Source organism: Arthrobacter sp. G.S.26 (genome assembly GCF_050847375.1).
Classification (GTDB): domain Bacteria; phylum Actinomycetota; class Actinomycetes; order Actinomycetales; family Micrococcaceae; genus Arthrobacter.
Map to the genome: position 1 here is coordinate 2,350,809 of NZ_CP193752.1, position 18,065 is coordinate 2,368,873.

The 18,065-nt window shown below is 67.3% G+C and carries 13 protein-coding genes and 1 riboswitch; of the genes, 2 read left to right on the forward strand and 11 right to left on the reverse strand.

All coding sequences use genetic code 11. From position 1 onward, the window contains the following. Window positions 1-22: 22 nt before the first annotated feature. From proB to ACRB8A_RS10740, 6 genes are all read right to left on the reverse strand, one after another. The gene (gene proB, locus ACRB8A_RS10715; RefSeq protein ID WP_050686660.1) at window positions 23-1,162 is read right to left on the reverse strand and encodes a glutamate 5-kinase; all 1,140 of its coding nucleotides are present in this window, start codon (window positions 1,160-1,162) and stop codon (window positions 23-25) included. Next, window positions 1,152-2,741 (reverse strand): GTPase ObgE, encoded by a 1,590-nt coding sequence (gene obgE / locus ACRB8A_RS10720; protein WP_050686662.1) that lies wholly within the window; start codon window positions 2,739-2,741, stop codon window positions 1,152-1,154. The genes proB and obgE overlap by 11 nt, the downstream gene beginning before the upstream one ends. A 116-nt stretch (window positions 2,742-2,857) precedes the next feature. Then, window positions 2,858-3,121, reverse strand: a complete 264-nt coding sequence (gene rpmA / locus ACRB8A_RS10725) for a 50S ribosomal protein L27 (RefSeq protein WP_009372867.1) — start codon at window positions 3,119-3,121, stop codon at window positions 2,858-2,860. Window positions 3,122-3,183: 62 nt separating this feature from the next. After that, window positions 3,184-3,492 carry a 50S ribosomal protein L21 gene (gene rplU / locus ACRB8A_RS10730; RefSeq protein WP_015937330.1) on the reverse strand — a complete coding sequence of 103 codons (309 nt, stop codon included), beginning with the start codon at window positions 3,490-3,492 and terminating at the stop codon, window positions 3,184-3,186. Between the two features lie 263 nt (window positions 3,493-3,755). Then, complete coding sequence (gene thiD, locus ACRB8A_RS10735) at window positions 3,756-5,312, reverse strand: bifunctional hydroxymethylpyrimidine kinase/phosphomethylpyrimidine kinase (protein ID WP_432244679.1); 1,557 nt, start codon at window positions 5,310-5,312, stop codon at window positions 3,756-3,758. After that, window positions 5,302-5,399: riboswitch (TPP riboswitch) on the reverse strand. It overlaps the preceding gene by 11 nt. Window positions 5,400-5,529: 130 nt before the next feature. Then, window positions 5,530-8,877 (reverse strand): Rne/Rng family ribonuclease, encoded by a 3,348-nt coding sequence (locus ACRB8A_RS10740; protein WP_432244680.1) that lies wholly within the window; start codon window positions 8,875-8,877, stop codon window positions 5,530-5,532. Window positions 8,878-9,318: 441 nt separating this feature from the next. On the opposite strand from ACRB8A_RS10740, the gene ACRB8A_RS10745 reads away from it, so the two are divergent. Further along, window positions 9,319-9,990 carry a vitamin K epoxide reductase family protein gene (locus tag ACRB8A_RS10745; protein ID WP_056597812.1) on the forward strand — a complete coding sequence of 224 codons (672 nt, stop codon included), beginning with the start codon at window positions 9,319-9,321 and terminating at the stop codon, window positions 9,988-9,990. Between the two features lie 113 nt (window positions 9,991-10,103). Here the strand turns inward: ACRB8A_RS10745 and ndk are convergent, their stop codons facing one another. From ndk to ileS, 4 genes are read right to left on the reverse strand one after another with little or no spacing between them, the layout of a single operon-like run. After that, window positions 10,104-10,517, reverse strand: a complete 414-nt coding sequence (gene ndk / locus ACRB8A_RS10750; RefSeq protein ID WP_050684718.1) for a nucleoside-diphosphate kinase — start codon at window positions 10,515-10,517, stop codon at window positions 10,104-10,106. Window positions 10,518-10,555: 38 nt separating this feature from the next. Then, window positions 10,556-11,020: a DUF4233 domain-containing protein gene (locus tag ACRB8A_RS10755; RefSeq protein ID WP_432244681.1), complete on the reverse strand. Its 465-nt coding sequence runs from the start codon at window positions 11,018-11,020 to the stop codon at window positions 10,556-10,558. Between the two features lie 2 nt (window positions 11,021-11,022). Continuing rightward, window positions 11,023-12,381: a bifunctional folylpolyglutamate synthase/dihydrofolate synthase gene (locus ACRB8A_RS10760; RefSeq protein ID WP_285240126.1), complete on the reverse strand. Its 1,359-nt coding sequence runs from the start codon at window positions 12,379-12,381 to the stop codon at window positions 11,023-11,025. A 3-nt stretch (window positions 12,382-12,384) separates the two neighbouring features. Continuing rightward, window positions 12,385-15,705, reverse strand: a complete 3,321-nt coding sequence (ileS, locus tag ACRB8A_RS10765; protein WP_432244682.1) for an isoleucine--tRNA ligase — start codon at window positions 15,703-15,705, stop codon at window positions 12,385-12,387. A 388-nt stretch (window positions 15,706-16,093) separates the two neighbouring features. Between ileS and ACRB8A_RS10770 the strand changes: the two genes are divergently transcribed. After that, complete coding sequence (locus tag ACRB8A_RS10770; RefSeq protein WP_432244683.1) at window positions 16,094-17,170, forward strand: endonuclease/exonuclease/phosphatase family protein; 1,077 nt, start codon at window positions 16,094-16,096, stop codon at window positions 17,168-17,170. 34 nt (window positions 17,171-17,204) lie between these two features. Here ACRB8A_RS10770 and ACRB8A_RS10775 read toward each other — a convergent pair whose 3' ends face one another. Then, a complete protein-coding gene (locus ACRB8A_RS10775) occupies window positions 17,205-17,963 on the reverse strand; it encodes an SDR family oxidoreductase (RefSeq protein WP_432244684.1) in 759 nt (252 codons plus the stop codon). Window positions 17,964-18,065 lie beyond the last annotated feature (102 nt).

Here is an 18,065-nt window from a genome sequence, read left to right on the forward strand (position 1 = left end):
CAAGTTTAGGCGAGGACGGGGCTTACACCAGCACCAGGTCGTCAACATGAACAACTTCCCGGTCATAGCCTGTGCCGAGCTCTTCCCCAAGGTCCCGGGTGGACCGGCCCAGCATGCGCGGCAGCTCAACGGCCGAGTAGTTCACCAGGCCGCGGGCCACGACAACGCCGTCGGCACCGGCGATTTCCACGGCGTCGCCGGCCTCGAAGTCGCCCTGCACAGCCGAGATGCCGGCTGGCAGCAGGGAGGTGTGGCGGTGGCGGACGGCCTGGACGGCGCCGTCGTCGAGGACCAGGCGGCCCTGGACGGAGGCCACATGGGCCAGCCACAGCAGCCTGACGGGTTTGCGCGCGCCGTTCACGGTGAACCAGGTGCCAACGTCCTCGCCGCGCAGCGCAGCGGCGGCGTTGGGTGTCGAGGTCACCAGGGTGTGGATCCCGGAGCCGGCAGCCATGCTGGCGGCTTCCACCTTGGTGAGCATCCCGCCGGTTCCCACCCCGGCCTTGCCGGCTTTGCCGATCGACACTGCCTCGAGGTCGCGCGGACCGGTGACCAGGGGAATCCGGGTGGCACCTTGGGCGGGCGGTCCGTCATAGAGGGAGTCGACGTCGGACAGCAGGACCAGCGCGTCCGCACGGACCAGGTGCGCCACGAGGGCGGCGAGGCGGTCGTTGTCACCGAACCGGATCTCGTGGGTGGCGACGGTGTCATTTTCGTTGACCACCGGCACGACGCCGAGGTTCAGCAGCCGGTTCAGGGCGCGGAAGGCGTTGGTGTGCTGGCTGCGCCGCATCAGGTCCTCTGCGGTCAGCAGCACCTGGCTGACAGTGACGCCGTGGGCGCCGAAAGCCTGGGTGTAGCGTGCCATCAGCAGGCCCTGGCCTACACTTGCCGCGGCCTGCTGGGTGGCCAGGTCGCGGGGGCGTTTGGCCAGGCCAAGGGGCGCCAGGCCCGCCGCGATGGCGCCGGAGGAGACCAGGATGATCTCGGTGCCTGCGTTGCGCTTGGCGGCCAGGGCGTCAGCGAGGGCCGTCAGGGACTGCTCGGAGATGCCGCCTTTGATGCTGGTGAGTGACGAGGAACCCACCTTGACCACGATCCGGCGGGCCTGGGCGAAGACACTTCGGTCCAGGGCCGCGCCGGGCAGGGCGCTACTGGTCATCGTCTGCGCCCAGTCCACTCTCCTTGAGGGGCTTCGCCACGCGGCGGCTGCTCACGGACTCGGTCCAGATACCGGCCTTGCGCTCGGCCTCGAGTTCGGCCCTGGTGGCGGCCCTGGCGTCCTTGCGTTCCTGCTGCTCGTCGCGCTTCTGGCCGCGGGTGGGGCGGTCGCCGATGTCGGCGAAGCGGACGTCGGTGCCGCGCGGGGAGGCCAGGAGTTCCGCGCCGGCCATCATGGTGGGTTCCCAGTCGAAGACAACGCCGTCGTCCTCGCCGATGACCACCATGTCGCCGGGCTTGGCGCCCTGCTTGAACAGTTCGGTTTCGACACCCAGCTTGGCCAGCCGGTCGGCGAGGTAGCCGATGGCTTCTTCGTTGGTGAAGTCGGTCTGCTTGACCCAGCGCACCGGCTTGTCGCCAATGACGCGGAACAGCGGCTCGAGGGCCTTTTCTTCCCGGCGGATCTTGAAGCCGGATTCGTTGACGGCCCGGGGGCGGAGCACGGGCGGCTGCACCTTGGGCGGTGCAGCGGCCAGCGAATCGCGGGCGGCCTTGACGATCTCGGCCATGGCGAAGCCCAGCTGGCGCAGGCCCTCGTGGCTCGTGGCGGAGATTTCGAAGACGCGGTAGCCGCGGGATTCCAGCTCGGGGCGGACGAATTCGGCCATGTCCTTGCCGTCGGGGAGGTCCACCTTGTTCAGTGCCACCAGCCGGGGACGGTGGTTCAGGGGCACAACTTCGCCGTCCTGGCCGGCGTAGCTCATGTCCACAGCGTACTTTTCGAGCTCGGCTTCGATGACGGCGAGGTCGGAGAGCGGGTCGCGGTCCGATTCGAGGGTGCCGCAGTCCAGGACGTGCACCAGGGCAGCGCAACGCTCCACGTGGCGCAGGAAGTGGTGGCCAAGGCCCTTGCCTTCGGACGCGCCTTCGATCAGGCCGGGAACGTCGGCGATGGTGAAGCGGACTTCGCCGGCCTGGACCACACCGAGGTTGGGGATCAGGGTGGTGAACGGGTAGTCGGCGATCTTGGGCCGGGCGGCTGACATCGCGGCGATGAGGCTGGACTTGCCGGCGGACGGGAAGCCCACCAAGGCGATATCGGCAATGGATTTCAGTTCCAGGACAACGTCGCTGGATTCGCCTTCAATGCCGAGCAGGGCGAAGCCCGGTGCGCGGCGTTTCTGGGAGGACAGGGCTGCGTTGCCCAGGCCGCCCAGGCCGCCTGCGGCGGCAACGTATTCGGTTCCTTCGCCAACGAGGTCGGCCAGGACGGTGCCGTCCTTGGACTTGACCACGGTGCCGTCGGGAACCGGGAGGATCAGGGTTTCGCCGTTCTTGCCGCCGCGCCAGTCGCCCATGCCGGGTCCACCGTTGGTGGCGTGCCGGTGCGGTGCGTGGTGGTAGTCCAGCAGCGTCGTGGTCTGGTGGTCGACGCGGAGGATGACGTTGCCGCCGTCGCCGCCGTTGCCGCCGTCGGGCCCGCCCAGGGGCTTGAACTTCTCGCGGTGGACGGAAACACACCCGTGGCCGCCGGTACCGCCGGATACGTGCAGTACTACCCGGTCTACAAAGCTGGCCACGTGGATCTCCTCAGTGCTGTTTCCTGGCAGCCTAAGGGCGCCAAAACGATTGTAATGCGGTTAAAAGAACAGTGGAGCGGACCATCAGGCCCGCTCCACCGCTTCAGAACTTGGTGTTACTCTGCAGCTGCAGCAGCAACGATGTTGACGACGCGACGACCGCGGCGGGTGCCGAATTCAACGGCTCCCGGGGTCAGCGCGAACAAGGTGTCGTCGCCGCCGCGGCCTACGCCGGCACCCGGGTGGAAGTGGGTGCCGCGCTGGCGGACGATGATCTCGCCGGCCGAAACAACCTGGCCACCGAAGCGCTTGACGCCCAGGTACTGAGCGTTTGAATCACGGCCGTTGCGAGTGGAGCTCGCGCCCTTTTTATGTGCCATCTGAAATGCCTGCCTCTAAATTCTGGGGAATCTGCTGAAAAACCGAAACGGTAACCGGGTGGTTACTTGATGCCAGTGATCTTGACCTTGGTCAGTTCCTGACGGTGACCCTGGCGCTTCTTGTACCCGGTCTTGTTCTTGAACTTCTGGATGACAATCTTCGGACCACGGAGGTCCTGAAGGATCTCAGCCGTTACGGTCACCTTGGCCAGGTCAGCAGCAGCGGTGGTGATCTTGTCACCATCCACCAGGAGCAGCGCGGGCAGCTCAATGGTGCTGCCAGCTCCACCGGCGACGCGGTTCAGGGTAACGAAGTCTCCAACGGAAACCTTCTCTTGCCGGCCGCCTGCGCGGACAATCGCGTACACCACTTGGGAACTCACTTCTCTCGACGTTTATTACTAAATTTGCGTGCGGAATCCAACTCGTAAATGGCTGGTTTCTCGCTGTGCCTCAACGCCGTGGGGTCATAACCCAAGTGTTGGCGTAAGCACCGAAGATCAAGAATACGCTAATTCCGTCGTCGGCTGCAAATGAGGCTGGCAGCGGCGGGTCGCCTGTGATAGCAACCACAGGCATGTACCGGCGCGGTACCGTGCCCCACCATAGTACCGGTACCGGAGCCGGCCCGCGTTCAGGAGTGCAGCCGCGGCGCGTCGAAGAATTCCATTTCAAGCCGGCAGGAGTGCCGGAAGGCGCCCACCATGGCTGCCCGCCCGGCTTCGGAGGAGTTGCGGGCGGCTTCATCAACAATGCCGATCGCCCGCCTGGTTGCCGCAGCAAAGTCCTCATCGGCGTACGTCCGCAGCCAGGCCGCGTAGGGGTGCCCCGCCGGCTCCCCCGCCGCGACGAACTGTGCATGGAGCGTCCGGCCGACTTCCGCGTAGAGCCAGAAGCACGGCAGGACCGCGGCGGCCAGCACCGCGTAACCGCCCGACGCCGAGGCCGCGGCCAGGTGGTCGACGTAGGACTTGGTGACGGGGCCAAGGTCCGGCTGGATGGTCCGCGACGCCAGCCAGGTCCGGTGCAGCTCCGACTCGACCTCAAGGCATTGCTGCGCGGAGCCCGCCCAGAACAGTTGTTCGGCTTCGGTGGGTGCCAAGGCGCTGGCGCGGGCCAGGACCCGCGAGTAGCCGTTAAGGTACAGGGCATCCTGGGAGAGGTAGTAAGCGAACTCACGCTCCGGGAGCGTGCCGGAGACCAGGCCCTGGATGAACGGCAGTTCGTAGATGGCTGCCAGGTCCGCGGCGGCTTCCTTCCACAGCAGCGCCTCGAACCGGCCGGGCGCAGGGACGGCCGTGAGGTGGTGGAAGTGGTGGACCGGTCCGTTGCCGGCGCCGACACCCAGCCGGTCCGACGCCGAAAGGGCACCGGCCAGCCACGGCTTAACTTCGCGCAGCGCGGCTTCCCAGTCCCCCAGCCGCGCCTGCACCGTGGCCATGGCAGAGGACAGCGAGCACCCGGTGCCGTGGCTGTTCCGGGTATCCACCCTCGCGCCCGGCACTTCCACCACCTCGGGGCCAAGCAGGCCCGCCGTGTTCACCAGCGCGTCAGGGCAGCCCGGTCCCTGCAGGTGGCCGCCTTTGACCAGGATGGTGGCCCCGGTGGCGAGGGCGAGGAGCCTTCCCTGGTCCAGTGCCCCCGCCCAGGTCTGTTGGACGTCGCCGTCCACCAGGACAGCAAGTTCGGCCAGGTTGGGGGTGATCAGGTGCGCCAGCGGCAGCAGTTCCCGCAGCGCTGTCTCCGCCGGAGCCTGCAGCAGCCTGTCGCCGCTGGTGGCCACCATAACGGGATCAAGGACCACAACGGCGGGCCGCACTTCCTCGAGCCAGGTGCGGACGGTGCGGATGGAGTCAGCATCGCCCAGCATGCCGATTTTGACGGCGTCGATGGTGATGTCCGCGCTGACAGCTTCAAGCTGCCGGGCCAGGAAGTCCGCCGGCGGGATATGGACAGCCTGCACCCCCAGGGTGTTTTGCGCCGTGAGGGCCGTAATGGCGGCCATTCCATAGCCACCGTGCGCAGCGATGCTTTTAAGGTCCGCCTGCACCCCTGCCCCACCGGACGGGTCGGAACCGGCGATGGAGAGCACCCGGGGAATGACCCGGCGAATGGCTTCCGAGGTGTCCGCAGCAGGCGTGGTGGCAGCAGCAGGTGTGGCTGCGCCAGACGCGGTAAGGGTCGAAGACAAGAGACATCCCTTCGCCGGTGCTAACCGGACAGGTTCAACGGGTGTGGATCTCAGCCGGCCCTGTGCGCGGCACCCCGTGTCGGTCCCCAGCCTAGCTGTTCCGCCACCGGACAGGGAAAGGTGACGCCGGCTGCCCGCTGACAACGCCGGAGGCCCGGAACCGGCACTGATGTGCGGTTCCCGGCCTCCGATGCAGGTGGGGCAGTGCCCCTGGTCCCTAGAGCTCCGACGCCGGAACGCCCACACCCAGGATGATGGGTGCAGCGGCCGGTGCCTTGGCGGCGGCAGCCGCCGCGGGCTCCGGTGCCTTAGCGGAATGGGTGTGCGCAGGGGTGGCCGACGGCGCACTCTGGTGCTGCTGCACCGAGGTTTCGTTGGCTGCGCCCTGGGCACGGCTGGCACTGCGGTTGCGGCGCGGCCGGCGCTGCGTTGACTGCTCCAGCGTGTGGTCCGAGTAGTCCTTTTCCGGGGCTGCGGCGGGCGCAGCAACGGGGACTGCAGCCGGCGCAGCTGCAACGGGTGCTGCCGCTGCGGGAGCAGCTGCAGGTGCCGTCAGCGGTTCGCCGAGGTGCGCGAAGGCTTCGGCCAGGCGGTCCAGCGTGAGCGCCGGCTGCGACTGCTGGTCACCGGCGTGCTCAACAAACGGAAGGACAACTTCCTCTCCCCCGAAGGTCAGCACCGCCCCGGGGCGTGCGGGAGCGTCGGCGTCGTGCGAACCGGCGTCCACGGGCGTGGCGGGTACCTGCCTGGCGGCGGCGATTTCGTCGTCGTGCAGGTGCGCGGCGTGCGCGGCTGCTGCGATGTTCGCCAGGGCCAGCCGGGTGGCTTCAGCCTTGGCGTGCCGCTCCGGGTCCACGGGTTCCGGGTGCACGGTGTGCGCCTGGACCGGGGCTGCCGGCGCCAGCTCGGGCTGCTGGCCGCCACGGCCGCGGCGGCGCTTGCGCTCCGGGCGTGTGCCCTGCTGGTTGTTGTCAACGCGTTCGGGGCGGGGCTCCGGGCTGCGGAAATCGTTGGGACGGTGTTCCTGCCGGGTGTCGGCGCGCTGGACGTGGTGCTCGGCTGCCACAATCGTGGCGCGGCGGTGCTCCACCGGGTCGTCGTGGGTGACCACACCGCGCCCGGCGCAGGCCTCGCACTGCTCGCCGAAGACTTCCAGGAGCCCGGTGCCCATGCGTTTGCGGGTCATCTGGACCAGGCCCAGCGAGGTCACTTCGGCCACTTGGTGCTTGGTCCGGTCCCGGCCCAGGCATTCCACCATGCGGCGCAGCACCAGGTCACGGTTGGATTCCAGGACCATGTCGATGAAGTCGATGACGATGATGCCGCCGATGTCACGGAGCCGGAGCTGGCGGACCACTTCCTCGGCAGCTTCCAGGTTGTTCTTCGTGACGGTCTCTTCGAGGTTGCCGCCGCTGCCGGTGAACTTGCCGGTGTTGACGTCCACCACGGTCATGGCTTCGGTGCGGTCGATCACCAGGGAACCGCCGGAGGGCAGGAAAACCTTGCGCTCCAGGGCCTTGTGGATCTGCTCGTCGATGCGCCAGGCAGCGAAGATGTCCTGGTCCTTGGTCCACTTTTCCAACCGGCCCACCAGGTCCGGGGCAACGTAGGTCACGTACGCCTCGATGGTGTCCCAGGCTTCCTCGCCGGAGACGATCAGCTTGGAGAAGTCCTCGTTGAAGACGTCGCGGACCACCTTGATGGTGAGGTCCGGTTCGCCGTACAGCAGTTCCGGGGCGAGGATCTTGGTGGAAGTGGACTGGCTTTCGATGCCTTCCCACTGGGCGCGCAACCGGTTGATGTCGTGCGTCAGCTCCTCCTCGGAGGCACCTTCGGCTGCGGTGCGGACGATGACACCGGCGTGCTCCGGCAGTCGGTCCTTAAGGATCCGCTTGAGGCGGTTGCGTTCGACGTCGGGCAGCTTGCGGGAGATACCGGTCATGGAACCGCCGGGCACGTACACCAGGTAACGGCCCGGCAGGGAGATCTGGCTGGTGAGGCGGGCACCCTTGTGGCCCACGGGGTCCTTGGTCACCTGGACCAGGACGGTGTCGCCGGACTTGAGGGCGTTCTCGATGCGGCGCTGCTTGCCTTCAAGGTTGACGGCGTCCCAGTTGACCTCGCCGGCGTACAGGACGGCATTGCGGCCGCGGCCGATGTCCACAAAAGCGGCTTCCATGGAGGGCAGGACGTTCTGGACCTTGCCCAGGTAGACGTTGCCGATCAGGGAATCCTGCTGGGTCTTGGACACAAAGTGCTCGGCCAGGACACCGTCCTCGAGGACCGCGATCTGGATTCTGTCGTCGCGCTGGCGGACGATCATCTGGCGGTCCACCGATTCACGGCGGGCCAGGAACTCAGCCTCCGTGATCACGGTACGGCGGCGGCCGGTGTCGCGGGATTCGCGGCGGCGCTGCTTCTTGGCCTCCAGGCGGGTGGAGCCCTTAACGCTCGTCACCCGGTTGTTGACCACGGGCTCGCTGGCTGCACGGGGGGCGCGGACGCGGGTCACCGTGTTGGGCGGGTCGTCATCGCCGCCTCCGGTCAGTTCCAGGTCCTGGTCGCCGCGGCGGCGGCGCCGGCGACGGCGGGAGGTCACGCCGTCGTCCAGCTGGCCGGCCGCGTCGGAATCGTCTTCGTCCTGCTCATCGGAACCGGCATCGTCACCGTCGCCGGTGTCGGTGGCGTCGCGGTCCAGGCGGCTGCGTCCCCGGCGGCCGCGGCTGCGGCGCCGGCGGCGGCTGGCGGAATCGTCCTGGTCGCCGTCCTCGGCGTCGTCCTCATCCGGCTCTTCAACGGCAGCAGCGGGGCGCACCACCGTGGTGAGGTCCGGGGCCTGGAAAAGAACGGAGGAACCGGCGCCGGGCTCCATAAACAGGGAACCGAAGGCGGACAGCGAGGCCGTGGCGGAATCGTCGGAGCCCTGCGCAGCGGGGGCTTCGAGAGGGGTGCTGAGGGGCGTTTCGTCGGGAGCCTGTGCGTCGGCTGCCGGAACCGGCCCGGCCGAGACGTGCGCGTTCAGGGCTTCTTCGGTGACCTCGGGAGCCTCGAGGGTGGGCTCCGCAAGGACGGGCTCCGCGACAACCGGCTCCGCGATGGCCGGGGCTGCTGCCGGCGGGGCGACGGATTCGGTGGCCGGGGCCGGCGCGGCCGGCTCGGTGGCTGGTGCGGAAGTCTTCCGGGTGGCTACCCGGCGGCGGCGCACCGGCTTGGTTTCCGGTTCCGCCTCCGTCGCGGCAGGCGCCGGCTCAGCTGCGGCGGCTGCGGGGATGTCTGCCAGCGGGGCGGCGTCCTCGGCGAAGGCCGGCAGCGGCTCGGCTGCCTCGGGCTTCTTGCGGGCGCGGGTCCGGCGGACCGGAACCTTGGTTTCCGCTGCGGCCGGCGTGTCGGAACCCGGGGCGGCCGTTGTGGCACCTTCTTCGGCTCCTGCAGTGCCGGCGTCGGCGGTGTCTGCCGCGGCCTTGGGGGCAACCTTGCGGCGGGTCCGGGTTGCTTTCTTCGGCGCTGCGGCGGCTTCGCCTGCCGCAGCATCTTCAGTAACGGCTGAAACCTGTTCATTTTCCATATGTGGCAACTCCTGCCCCTGACGTACCGCCACATCCGGCACCCATTGGGGCATATATTGTCAAAACCCGCGGGCGTTGACGGAAGTCAAGTGGATACCTCCAGGTTCGCACCGGCGTTGGGGTGCGGCAGCCCGTGGAGGCCGGCGGGATGTTCTGAAAACCCGTTGCTCTCCTCGAGACAACCAGGTGCCGCTCAATAGCGTCGCGGGAACCTGGTCCGGAAGCACCGAACCGTACCCTGCGCATCATTGGCGGTCTTGGGAACAAGCCACCGGACCGGAGTGCCGAATGTGGATCGGCTTCCAGCCATGACCATTCTCTCATACGCCGGGTAAATCATGGCGGAGGCCGGTCCGTCCGTCCGCCGGACCTGAAGGGGCCTGCCAGCAGGCGGCGTTACAATCGGGCAAGGAGCACCCCCACGAAAAGGACGCATACCGATGCCCAGCATTTCACCACTCAGCGGCGGTCAGGCCACAGACCGGGATCCGGACCGCAAACCCGGCCGCACCCCGTCGGTGCCCACCATGACCCGCGACCGGCCGTTCGCATGGCTGCTGGTCATCACCGGCGCCATCGGCTGGCTGGCATCAGGGACCCTGGTCCTGGAGAAGCTGGCGGTCCTGCAGGATCCCAACCACACCACGGTGTGCGATGTTAATCCGTGGATTTCCTGCGGCCAGGTCATGACCACGTGGCAAAGCTCGCTGTTCGGCTTCCCCAACATGTTCATTGGTATCGTCGCCTTCGCCGTGATCATCACCACGGGCATGGGGCTGCTGTCCGGGGCGAAATTCTCCCGCTGGTACTGGCTGGGCCTGCAGGCAGGCGTCACCCTGGGCTTCGCGTTTGTGGTGTGGCTCTGGTCCCAGGCCCTGTACGACATCCACATCCTGTGCCCGCTGTGCATGATCGTGTGGGCTGCCATGATCCCGCTGACCGTCTGGGTCACCGCCAGGAACGTCACGCACGCTGTGATCCGCCTGCCCGCGGGCGCCGCACGGATCCTGGGTGAGTCCGGCTGGATCATCACCGCCCTGCTGTACGTGGCGGTTGCCGCCACCATCTTCTTCGCCTTCATCCAGGTGTTCGCCGGAACCTCAGGCTACTAGCCCGGCGTTCACCCACCGCACCCGTCCTCTCCTGCGCGAGATGACACTTAAGGCCAATGTTCCTCGGGAACATTGGCCTTAAGTGTCATCTCGCGGGACGGGCAGGTGGGGACTTAGAACCAGATCGCGATTTCCCGCTCGGCTGACTCGGGCGAATCGGAGCCGTGCACCAGGTTCTGCTGGACCTTCAGGCCCCAGTCCCGGCCGAAGTCGCCACGGATGGTGCCGGGGGCCGCGGTGGTGGGATCGGTGGTGCCCGCCAGTGAGCGGAAGCCCTCAATGACGCGGTGGCCTTCGAAGATGGCCGCCACAACGGGGCCGCTGAGCATAAATTCCACGAGCGGCTCGTAGAAGGGCTTGCCCACGTGCTCCTCATAGTGCTGCTCCAGGAGTTCGCGGGTGGCTTCGACCTTCTTCAGCTCCAGCAGGGTGTACCCCTTGGCTTCGATCCGGGCCAGGACGGCGCCGGTCAGGTTACGGGCGACGCCGTCGGGCTTGATCAGGACGAGGGTGCGCTCTGTAGTCACAACTGCTCCAATGCGTTGGTGGGGGTTTCGGGATAAGTCTACGGGGACTGCGGCGGGCTGGATCCGGCGGCCTGGTCCGGGTGGGCTGTTTCCCATTCGGCCTGGTCGCGCGCCCGTTGGGCTGCTTCCCGGTCCAGCCGGGTGCCGGTCCGGATCCCGTACCACCAGGCAAGCGCAAAGAGCACGCCTACCAGGAACATGGCGGGCTCGAAGATTCCCGTCAGGATCAGGACCAGCTGGAGGACCCAGCCCAATCCGATGCCCCAGGGTTTGCGCAGGACAGCGCAGGCCAGGATCATCACCACGCTCAGGCCGATGCCCACGCCCAGGATGAGGCCGGGGGCGAACTCCGCCCGCCGCAGGCCGAATACGGCCAGGGTGGCGAAGAACATCACAAACGCTTCCAGGAGCAGGACCGTGGAAGCGAACATCACCTTGGTGGACCGGCGTTTTTTGGGCATGCCCGGGCGCCAGTTGCGCTGCGCCTTGGTCAGCTTGGCCACCGCTAGGCCTCCGTCTTCCCGAGCAGGATCCGCGCTTCAGCCACCAACGTGATGGAGCCGGTCACCAGGACGGCGCCGGACAGGTCATCGTTGGCTTCGGCGCGTTCGACTGCCCATTCGATGGCGTCGTCCAGCTTTTCGGCCACATGCACGTTGTCTTCACCGAAGCCCATTTCGATGGCCAGCTCGGCGAGTTCGGCTGCGGGAACCGCACGCGGGGAGTTTGATTGCGTGAAGCAGAATTCCTCGGCTTCCCCGCCCAGGGACTCCTTGAGCTGGCGGAGGATCTCCTCGGCGTCCTTTTCCTTGAGCACACCCACCACCGGAACCAGCCGGGTGAAGGTGAAGGCTTCCTGGATGGCAGCGGCGGACGCCTTGATGCCGTCCGGGTTGTGCGCAGCGTCCACGATGATGGTGGGCGCGGTGCGCACCACTTCCAGCCGGCCCGGCGACGTGACAGCGGCGAAGCCTTCCTGCAGGACCTCGAAGTCGAGCTCCTTTTCCCCGCCGAAGAACGCCTCCAGCGCGGCGACGGCCACCGCTGCGTTCTGCGCCTGGTGCGCCCCGTGCAGCGGGACCAGCAGGTCCGGGTACCGGCCGGCGATGCCCTGGACGGTGACCATCTGGCCGCCCACAGCAACGGTGCGGTCCTCGACGCCGAACTCCACGCCCTCGAACCGGAACGGAACGCCGGTGTCGCGGGCCTTTTCCAGCAGGACCTGGGCTGCGTCCAACGGCTGGGCGGCGCTGATGAGGTAGCCGTTGGGCTTGATGATGCCGGCCTTTTCCAGGGCGATGTCGCCGGTGGTGTCGCCCAGCAGGTCGGTGTGGTCCAGTGAGATCGGCGTGATCACGGAGACTTGGCCGTCACCCACGTTCGTGGCGTCGGTGATGCCGCCCAGGCCAACTTCGATGACGGCCACGTTGACGGGCTGGTCGGCGAAGATGGCGAAGCCCAGGATGGTGAGGCATTCGAAGTAGGTCAACCGCGGCTGGTTGTCTGCTTCCAACTCGGCGTCCACGATTTCCAGGTACGGCCTGATTTCGTCCCAGATCCGGACGAAGGTCTCATCGGGGACGGGGTGCCCGTCGATACTGATCCGTTCGGTGACCTTGGTCAGATGGGGGCTGGTGTAGCGGCCGGTGCTCAGGCCGTGGGCCCGCAGCACGGATTCGATCATCCGCGCCGTGGAGGTTTTGCCGTTGGTGCCGGTCACATGGATGATCGGGTACGCCTTATTGGGCTCCCCCAGGACGTCCATGGCCCGGAACAGCGGCGCAAGCCGGGGTTCCATCTTGTTCTCGGGCGCACGGCCCAGCAGTTCGGCGTAAACGCTCTCTACGGAAAATTCGTCAGTCATGTCCTAGACCTCCACCTTGGCCACCACAACGGCGGGTTCGTCAACATCTGCGGGTTCTGCCGTGAGGTCCACGGTGAGGGTCTCGCCCTTGACCAGTTCGGCGTTGGCCAACAGCGCATCCACGACGCGCTGCGGTGCGGACACCGCGGTCCGGATCCGGTCGCTGACATTAAGTCCGGCGTCCTTCCGGGCCTGCTGGATGGCGCGGACCATGTCCCTTGCCAGCCCTTCGGCTTCCAGTTCCGGCGTGACCTCGGTGTCCAGCACCACAAAACCGCCGCCGGGCAGGACCGCCACGGCCGAAGTTGCTGCCGCGCCGCCGTCGGCCGTTGCCACCACGGTTTCGAGCGTGTACTCGTGCGGCTCAAGGGCCAGGCCACCTGCCACCACCAGACCCGCCGCGTCTACTGACCAGTCGCCGGACTTGGCGCCCTTGATGGCTACCTGGACGTTTTTGCCCAGCCGTGGACCGGCTGCCCTGGCGTTGACCACCAGTTTCTGCTCGATTCCGAATTCCTCCGGTGAGGCGTCGGCAGCGTCGAGGACCCGGACGGAGCGGAGGTTCAGTTCATCGGCCACCACACCGGCGAATCCTGCGAGGGCGCCGGCGCCGGGCGCCACCACCGTCAGTTCCTGCAGGGGCAGCCGGACACGGAGGTTCGCCGCTTTCCGCAGGGATGAGCCGGTGGAACAGATCTGCTGGACCCGGTCCATCGCTTCGACCAGCGAAGGGTTGGCCGGGAACAGGGCGGCATCCGGCCAGTCGGCCAGGTGCACGGAGCGCCCACCGGTGAGGCCCCGCCAGATTTCCTCGGATACAAGGGGCAGCAGCGACGCGGCTGCCCGGGACACGGTTTCCAGGGCGGTGAACAAGGCGTCAAACGCGTCCTGGTCCTCGTCGAAGAACCGCTGGCGGCTGCGGCGGACGTACCAGTTGGTCAGCATGTCGAGGTAGCTGCGGAGCTCGTCGCAGGCACCGGAGATGTCGTAGGTGTCCAGCTGCGCCGTCATGTTCCGGACCAGCTCGCCGGTGTTGGCCAGCAGGTAGGTATCCAGCGTGTCGGTGTAGCCGTCGTACCGGAGCTTCGCGTCGTAGCCGGCGCCGCCGCCTGCTGCGTTGGTGTAGAGCGTGAAGAAGCTGTAGACGTTCCAGAGGGGCAGGATGACCTGCCGGACGCCGTCGCGGATTCCCTGCTCGGTGACCACCAGGTTGCCGCCGCGGAGGATGGGGCTGGACATCAGGAACCAGCGCATCGCGTCGGATCCGTCGCGGTCCAGGACCTCTGACACGTCAGGGTAGTTCCGCAGGCTCTTGGACATTTTCTGTCCGTCCGAGCCGAGCACAATGCCGTGGCTGATGACGTTGCGGAAGGCCGGCCGGTCAAACAGGGCGGTGGAAAGGATGTGCAGCATGTAGAACCAGCCGCGCGTCTGGCCGATGTACTCGACGATGAAGTCGGCCGGGTTGTGCGTGTCGAACCAGGCTTCATTTTCGAACGGGTAGTGGACCTGCCCGTAGGGCATGGAGCCGGAGTCGAACCAGACGTCCAGGACGTCCTCAACACGGCGCATAACGGACTGGCCCTGCTCCGGGGTGCGGGGATCGTCCGGGTTGGGCCGGGTCAGTTCGTCGATGAACGGGCGGTGCAGGTCAACCTGGCCGTCCTTGTTCAAGGGCAGCCGGCCGAAGTCGGCCTCGATCTCGGCGAGGGAGCCGTAGACGTCGGTGCGCGGGTATTCGGGATCCGTGGACTGCCAGACGGGGATGGGGCTGCCCCAGTAGCGGTTACGGCTGATGGACCAGTCACGGGCGTTGGCCAGCCATTTGCCGAACTGGCCGTCCTTGACGTTGCCGGGGATCCAGTTGATGTCCTGGTTCAGGTCGGACATCCGGTCCTTGAACTGGGTCACCTCCACGTACCAGGACGACACCGCGCGGTAGATCAGGGGGTTGCGGCAGCGCCAGCAGTGCGGGTAGCTGTGCTCGTAGCTGGCCTGGCGGACCAGGCGGCCCTGGGCGCGCAGCACCTGGGTGATGGGCTTGTTGGCTTCGAAAACCTGCAGGCCCACGATGGCGTCCAGGTCGCCGCCGCGGAACAGGGGCAGGAATTTGGCGCCCTCATCCACGGAGAGGACCACCGGGATGCCGGCCTCTTCGCAGACTTTCTGGTCGTCCTCACCGTAGGCAGGAGCCTGGTGGACAATGCCGGTGCCGTCGGTGGTGGTGACGTAGTCCGCCACCAGGATGCGCCAGGCGTTCTCGGTGCCGTATTTTTCGGTGTCGCTGAAGTCATCCCACAGCGGCCGGTAGGCCAGCCCCGCCAGTTCGGCGCCGGTGTGGGTGGACACCACGGCCGCCTGCGCGGCCTCATGGTTTTCGTAGCCAAGGTCCTTGGCATAAGCGCCCACCAGGTCCGCGGCCAGCAGGAAGCTGCCCGACACGGGGGCGTCCGGAGCGGCGGCCTTGATGCCGTTGGGGCCGGCCGGCAGGACGGCGTACGTGATGCCAGGGCCGACGGCGAGCGCGGCATTGGTGGGCAGGGTCCAGGGGGTGGTGGTCCACGCAAGGGCCTGGACGCCGTCGAGCGCGCGGGAAAGGGCGGACTCCCCCGCAAGGATGGGGAACGTGACGGTGACGGTCTGGTCCTGGCGGTTTTTGTAGACGTCGTCGTCCATCCGCAGCTCATGGTTGGAGAGCGGCGTCTCGTCTTTCCAGCAGTACGGCAGGACGCGGTAGCCGTTGTAGGTCAGGCCCTTTTCGTGCAGCTGCTTGAAGGCCCAAAGGACAGACTCCATGTACTCCACGTTGAGCGTTTTGTAGTCGTTGTCGAAGTCCACCCAGCGGGCCTGGCGGGTCACGTAGTTGCGCCATTCATCGGCGTACTTCATCACGGAGGCCCGGCAGGCGTCGTTGAACTTGTCGATGCCCATGGCTTCGATCTGGGTTTTGTCGGTCATGCCGAGCTGTTTCATGGCCTCGAGTTCGGCCGGCAGCCCGTGGGTGTCCCAGCCGAAGCGGCGCTCCACCCTCTTACCGCGCTGCGTCTGGTACCGGCCCACCAGGTCCTTGGCGTACCCGGTGAGGAGGTGGCCGTAGTGCGGCAGGCCGTTGGCAAAGGGCGGGCCGTCGTAGAAAACGAATTCGTTGCTGCCCGGTGCGCCGCCGGGGGCGTCGGCGCTGCGCGCATCGATGCTGGCCTGGAAGGTGCCGTCCTGCTCCCAGTACTTCAGGATCCGCTCTTCGACCTCCGGGAACTTCACGGACGCGGACACGCCTGCACTGCCGTTGCTGCTGACGGCTGAGGCCTTGGGGTAATTCGTCATTCTCGACATCCTGGGTTGAGCGTGGCGAGCCGCCAGCAGTCGCCGGGCGGTTCCGTTCAGGATGCGAGGACGGCTGCCGCATGGCCTGAAGACCGTGCGTGAACCGCGGTACCACCTCACTTACCGGCGCAGCCTGTTCCCTGGGGAACAGCCGGAGCGCCGGCCACTCATTACTGCTGTGACGGGCTTACCCGTCCGGTTCTACCGGCACTGCCAACCCGAACCGGGCCGGTTGCGCGTTCTTCCGGAAGCTCACCGGTGATTGCCGGGTCATAGCCGTTGCCCAGTCTACTATTCCTGCCGCATCCGTGGCCATTTCCCGGACCGCTGGCGCAAGATTGCCGCAATTGTCCGGGATCGTGGGCAATTGTGGACAAATATTGGGGCCATGCAGACGTTTGGGTCCCCGCTGCCCTCGCCGGGGAAACCGCTGCCTGCAGTCCTGGGCTGGTCATCAGCCATGGCAGCCGCCGGCGCGGTGCTGTTTGGCCTGCCGGGCACGCTGCTTCTGGGGGTGCGGCTTTTTCCCTGGGAGGTGGGCACGCCGTGGATCCAGCTGGTCTCGGCGCTGCCGGCCACGCTGCCCTTGACCGCGGCTGCACTGGGCCTGGCGCTGCTGGCGGTGTGGGCGGGCACAAGGCGCCACCACCGGGCCGGCGGCCAGCTTGTCCTGGCCCTCCTGCTGGCTGCCCTGCTGACGGCCCAGTCAGCCCTTGTCCTGCCCCGGGCCATCCCGGCAGCCCGGGCGGCAGGCCCGGTTCAGGTTGCCGGGCCGGGACCCGGACCTGGCCTTCGAGTGATGACCCTCAATGTCGGCGAGTCAGGGGTGGACGCCGCCCGGCTCCTGGCAGAAGCCCGGAACCGGGAGGTAGACATCCTGGCCCTTCCGGAACTGGCGCCGCAGGGCCTGGAAGCCCTGGTGGAAGCGGGTGTGGCTGACCTGTTCCCCTACCGGTCAGTGGACGTTGACTGGGTGGGGGTGGGCAGCGGATTGTTTTCGAAGTACGCCATGGAACCCCGCCGGCGGGTCCCGGGAACGGAATTCCATCAAAGCCGGGCAGTGGCCTCAATCCCCGGAACGGATGCCCCGGTGAAGCTGACCGCCGTCCACGTCCAGTCACCGCGCCCTGGGCTCATCTGGAACTGGCGGCAGGAGCTGCGCCAGCTGGGGACCTTGCCAGCGCAGGGGCCGGCCGGTACCACGGTACTGATGGGCGATTTCAATTCCAGCGCCGACCACCGTGAGTTCCGGGCCTTGCTGGCTGGCGGGCTCACGGATGCAGCCCACGCCGTGGGCAAGGGCCTGGCGCCTACCTGGCCGGTGAACTCGGAGGTGCCACCGTTCGTCGCCGTGGACCACGTCCTGGTCAGTGCCGGGGTGAAGGTGACAGACGTCGAGAGCTTCATCCTTCCCGGCACCGACCATGCCGGCCTGGTGGCGGATCTGGTGCTGCCGGCCCCCTGATCCGCCCGTGGCCACTGTAAGCACAGCGGTCGGCTCAGCCTTTGCGGATCAGTTTGTGGTTGGCCGCCTGGGCGACGGGACGGATGACGATCTGGTCCAGGTTCACGTGGTGCGGGGCGCTGACGGCATACCGGACCACGTCGGCCACATCGTCGGCGGTGAGCGGCTTTTCCACGCCCTGGTAGACCTTGGCTGCGGCAGCCTCGTCGCCGAGCCGGTTGAGGGCAAACTCCTCGGTGTAGACCAGGCCAGGGGCCACCTCGATCACGCGGACGTTGTGCTCAGCCTCCTCGAGGCGCAGGGCTCCGGTCATGGCGTGCTGGGCAAACTTGGCCGCGTTGTAGCCGCCACCACCCTCGTATGCCACCAGCCCGGCAGTGGACGTCAGGTTCAGCACCGTTCCCTCCCCCGTGGCCCGGAGCATGGGCAAGAAGGCGCGGGTGAGTTTCATGGTGCCCACCACGTTCACCTGGTACATCCATTCCCAGTCTTCCGTGCCCGCGTCGGCAATGCGGTCCGCCCCCCGGGCGCCGCCTGCGATGTTGATCAAGGTATCGATGCCCCCGGCAGCGGTGACATGGGCAACCAGCCGGGACACGTCGTCGTCCGCGGTGATGTCCGCGGGAACGGCGATGGCGCCGGTGGCGTCCTGGAGCGCCGCCAGCCGGTCAGCGCGGCGGGCCACCGCGAAAACCGTCCAGCCCTGTGCGCGGAGGGCGCGGACTGTCGCCTCGCCGATTCCCGTGCTGGCACCGGTCACTAGGGCTGCCCTGTTCTGTGATTCGTCAGTCATGGCACCACCCTAACGGGGGCCCGCAAAAGTGTGTCGCCCGATGAACCGGGCCGGCTGCCGCCCGGCGGCCGGCGCAACGCCGCTCCGTTCCGGGCAAGCATG

Bases quoted from the DNA above. Each gene is read 5' to 3' on its own strand.
- proB (WP_050686660.1), bottom strand. From the start codon at position 1,162: ATGACCAGTAGCGCCCTGCCCGGCGCGGCCCTGGACCGAAGTGTCTTC.
- rpmA (WP_009372867.1), bottom strand. From the start codon at position 3,121: ATGGCACATAAAAAGGGCGCGAGCTCCACTCGCAACGGCCGTGATTCA.
- ACRB8A_RS10740 (WP_432244680.1), bottom strand. From the start codon at position 8,877: ATGGAAAATGAACAGGTTTCAGCCGTTACTGAAGATGCTGCGGCAGGC.
- ACRB8A_RS10745 (WP_056597812.1), top strand. From the start codon at position 9,319: ATGCCCAGCATTTCACCACTCAGCGGCGGTCAGGCCACAGACCGGGAT.
- ACRB8A_RS10760 (WP_285240126.1), bottom strand. From the start codon at position 12,381: ATGACTGACGAATTTTCCGTAGAGAGCGTTTACGCCGAACTGCTGGGC.
- ileS (WP_432244682.1), bottom strand. From the start codon at position 15,705: ATGACGAATTACCCCAAGGCCTCAGCCGTCAGCAGCAACGGCAGTGCA.
- ACRB8A_RS10770 (WP_432244683.1), top strand. From the start codon at position 16,094: ATGCAGACGTTTGGGTCCCCGCTGCCCTCGCCGGGGAAACCGCTGCCT.
- ACRB8A_RS10775 (WP_432244684.1), bottom strand. From the start codon at position 17,963: ATGACTGACGAATCACAGAACAGGGCAGCCCTAGTGACCGGTGCCAGC.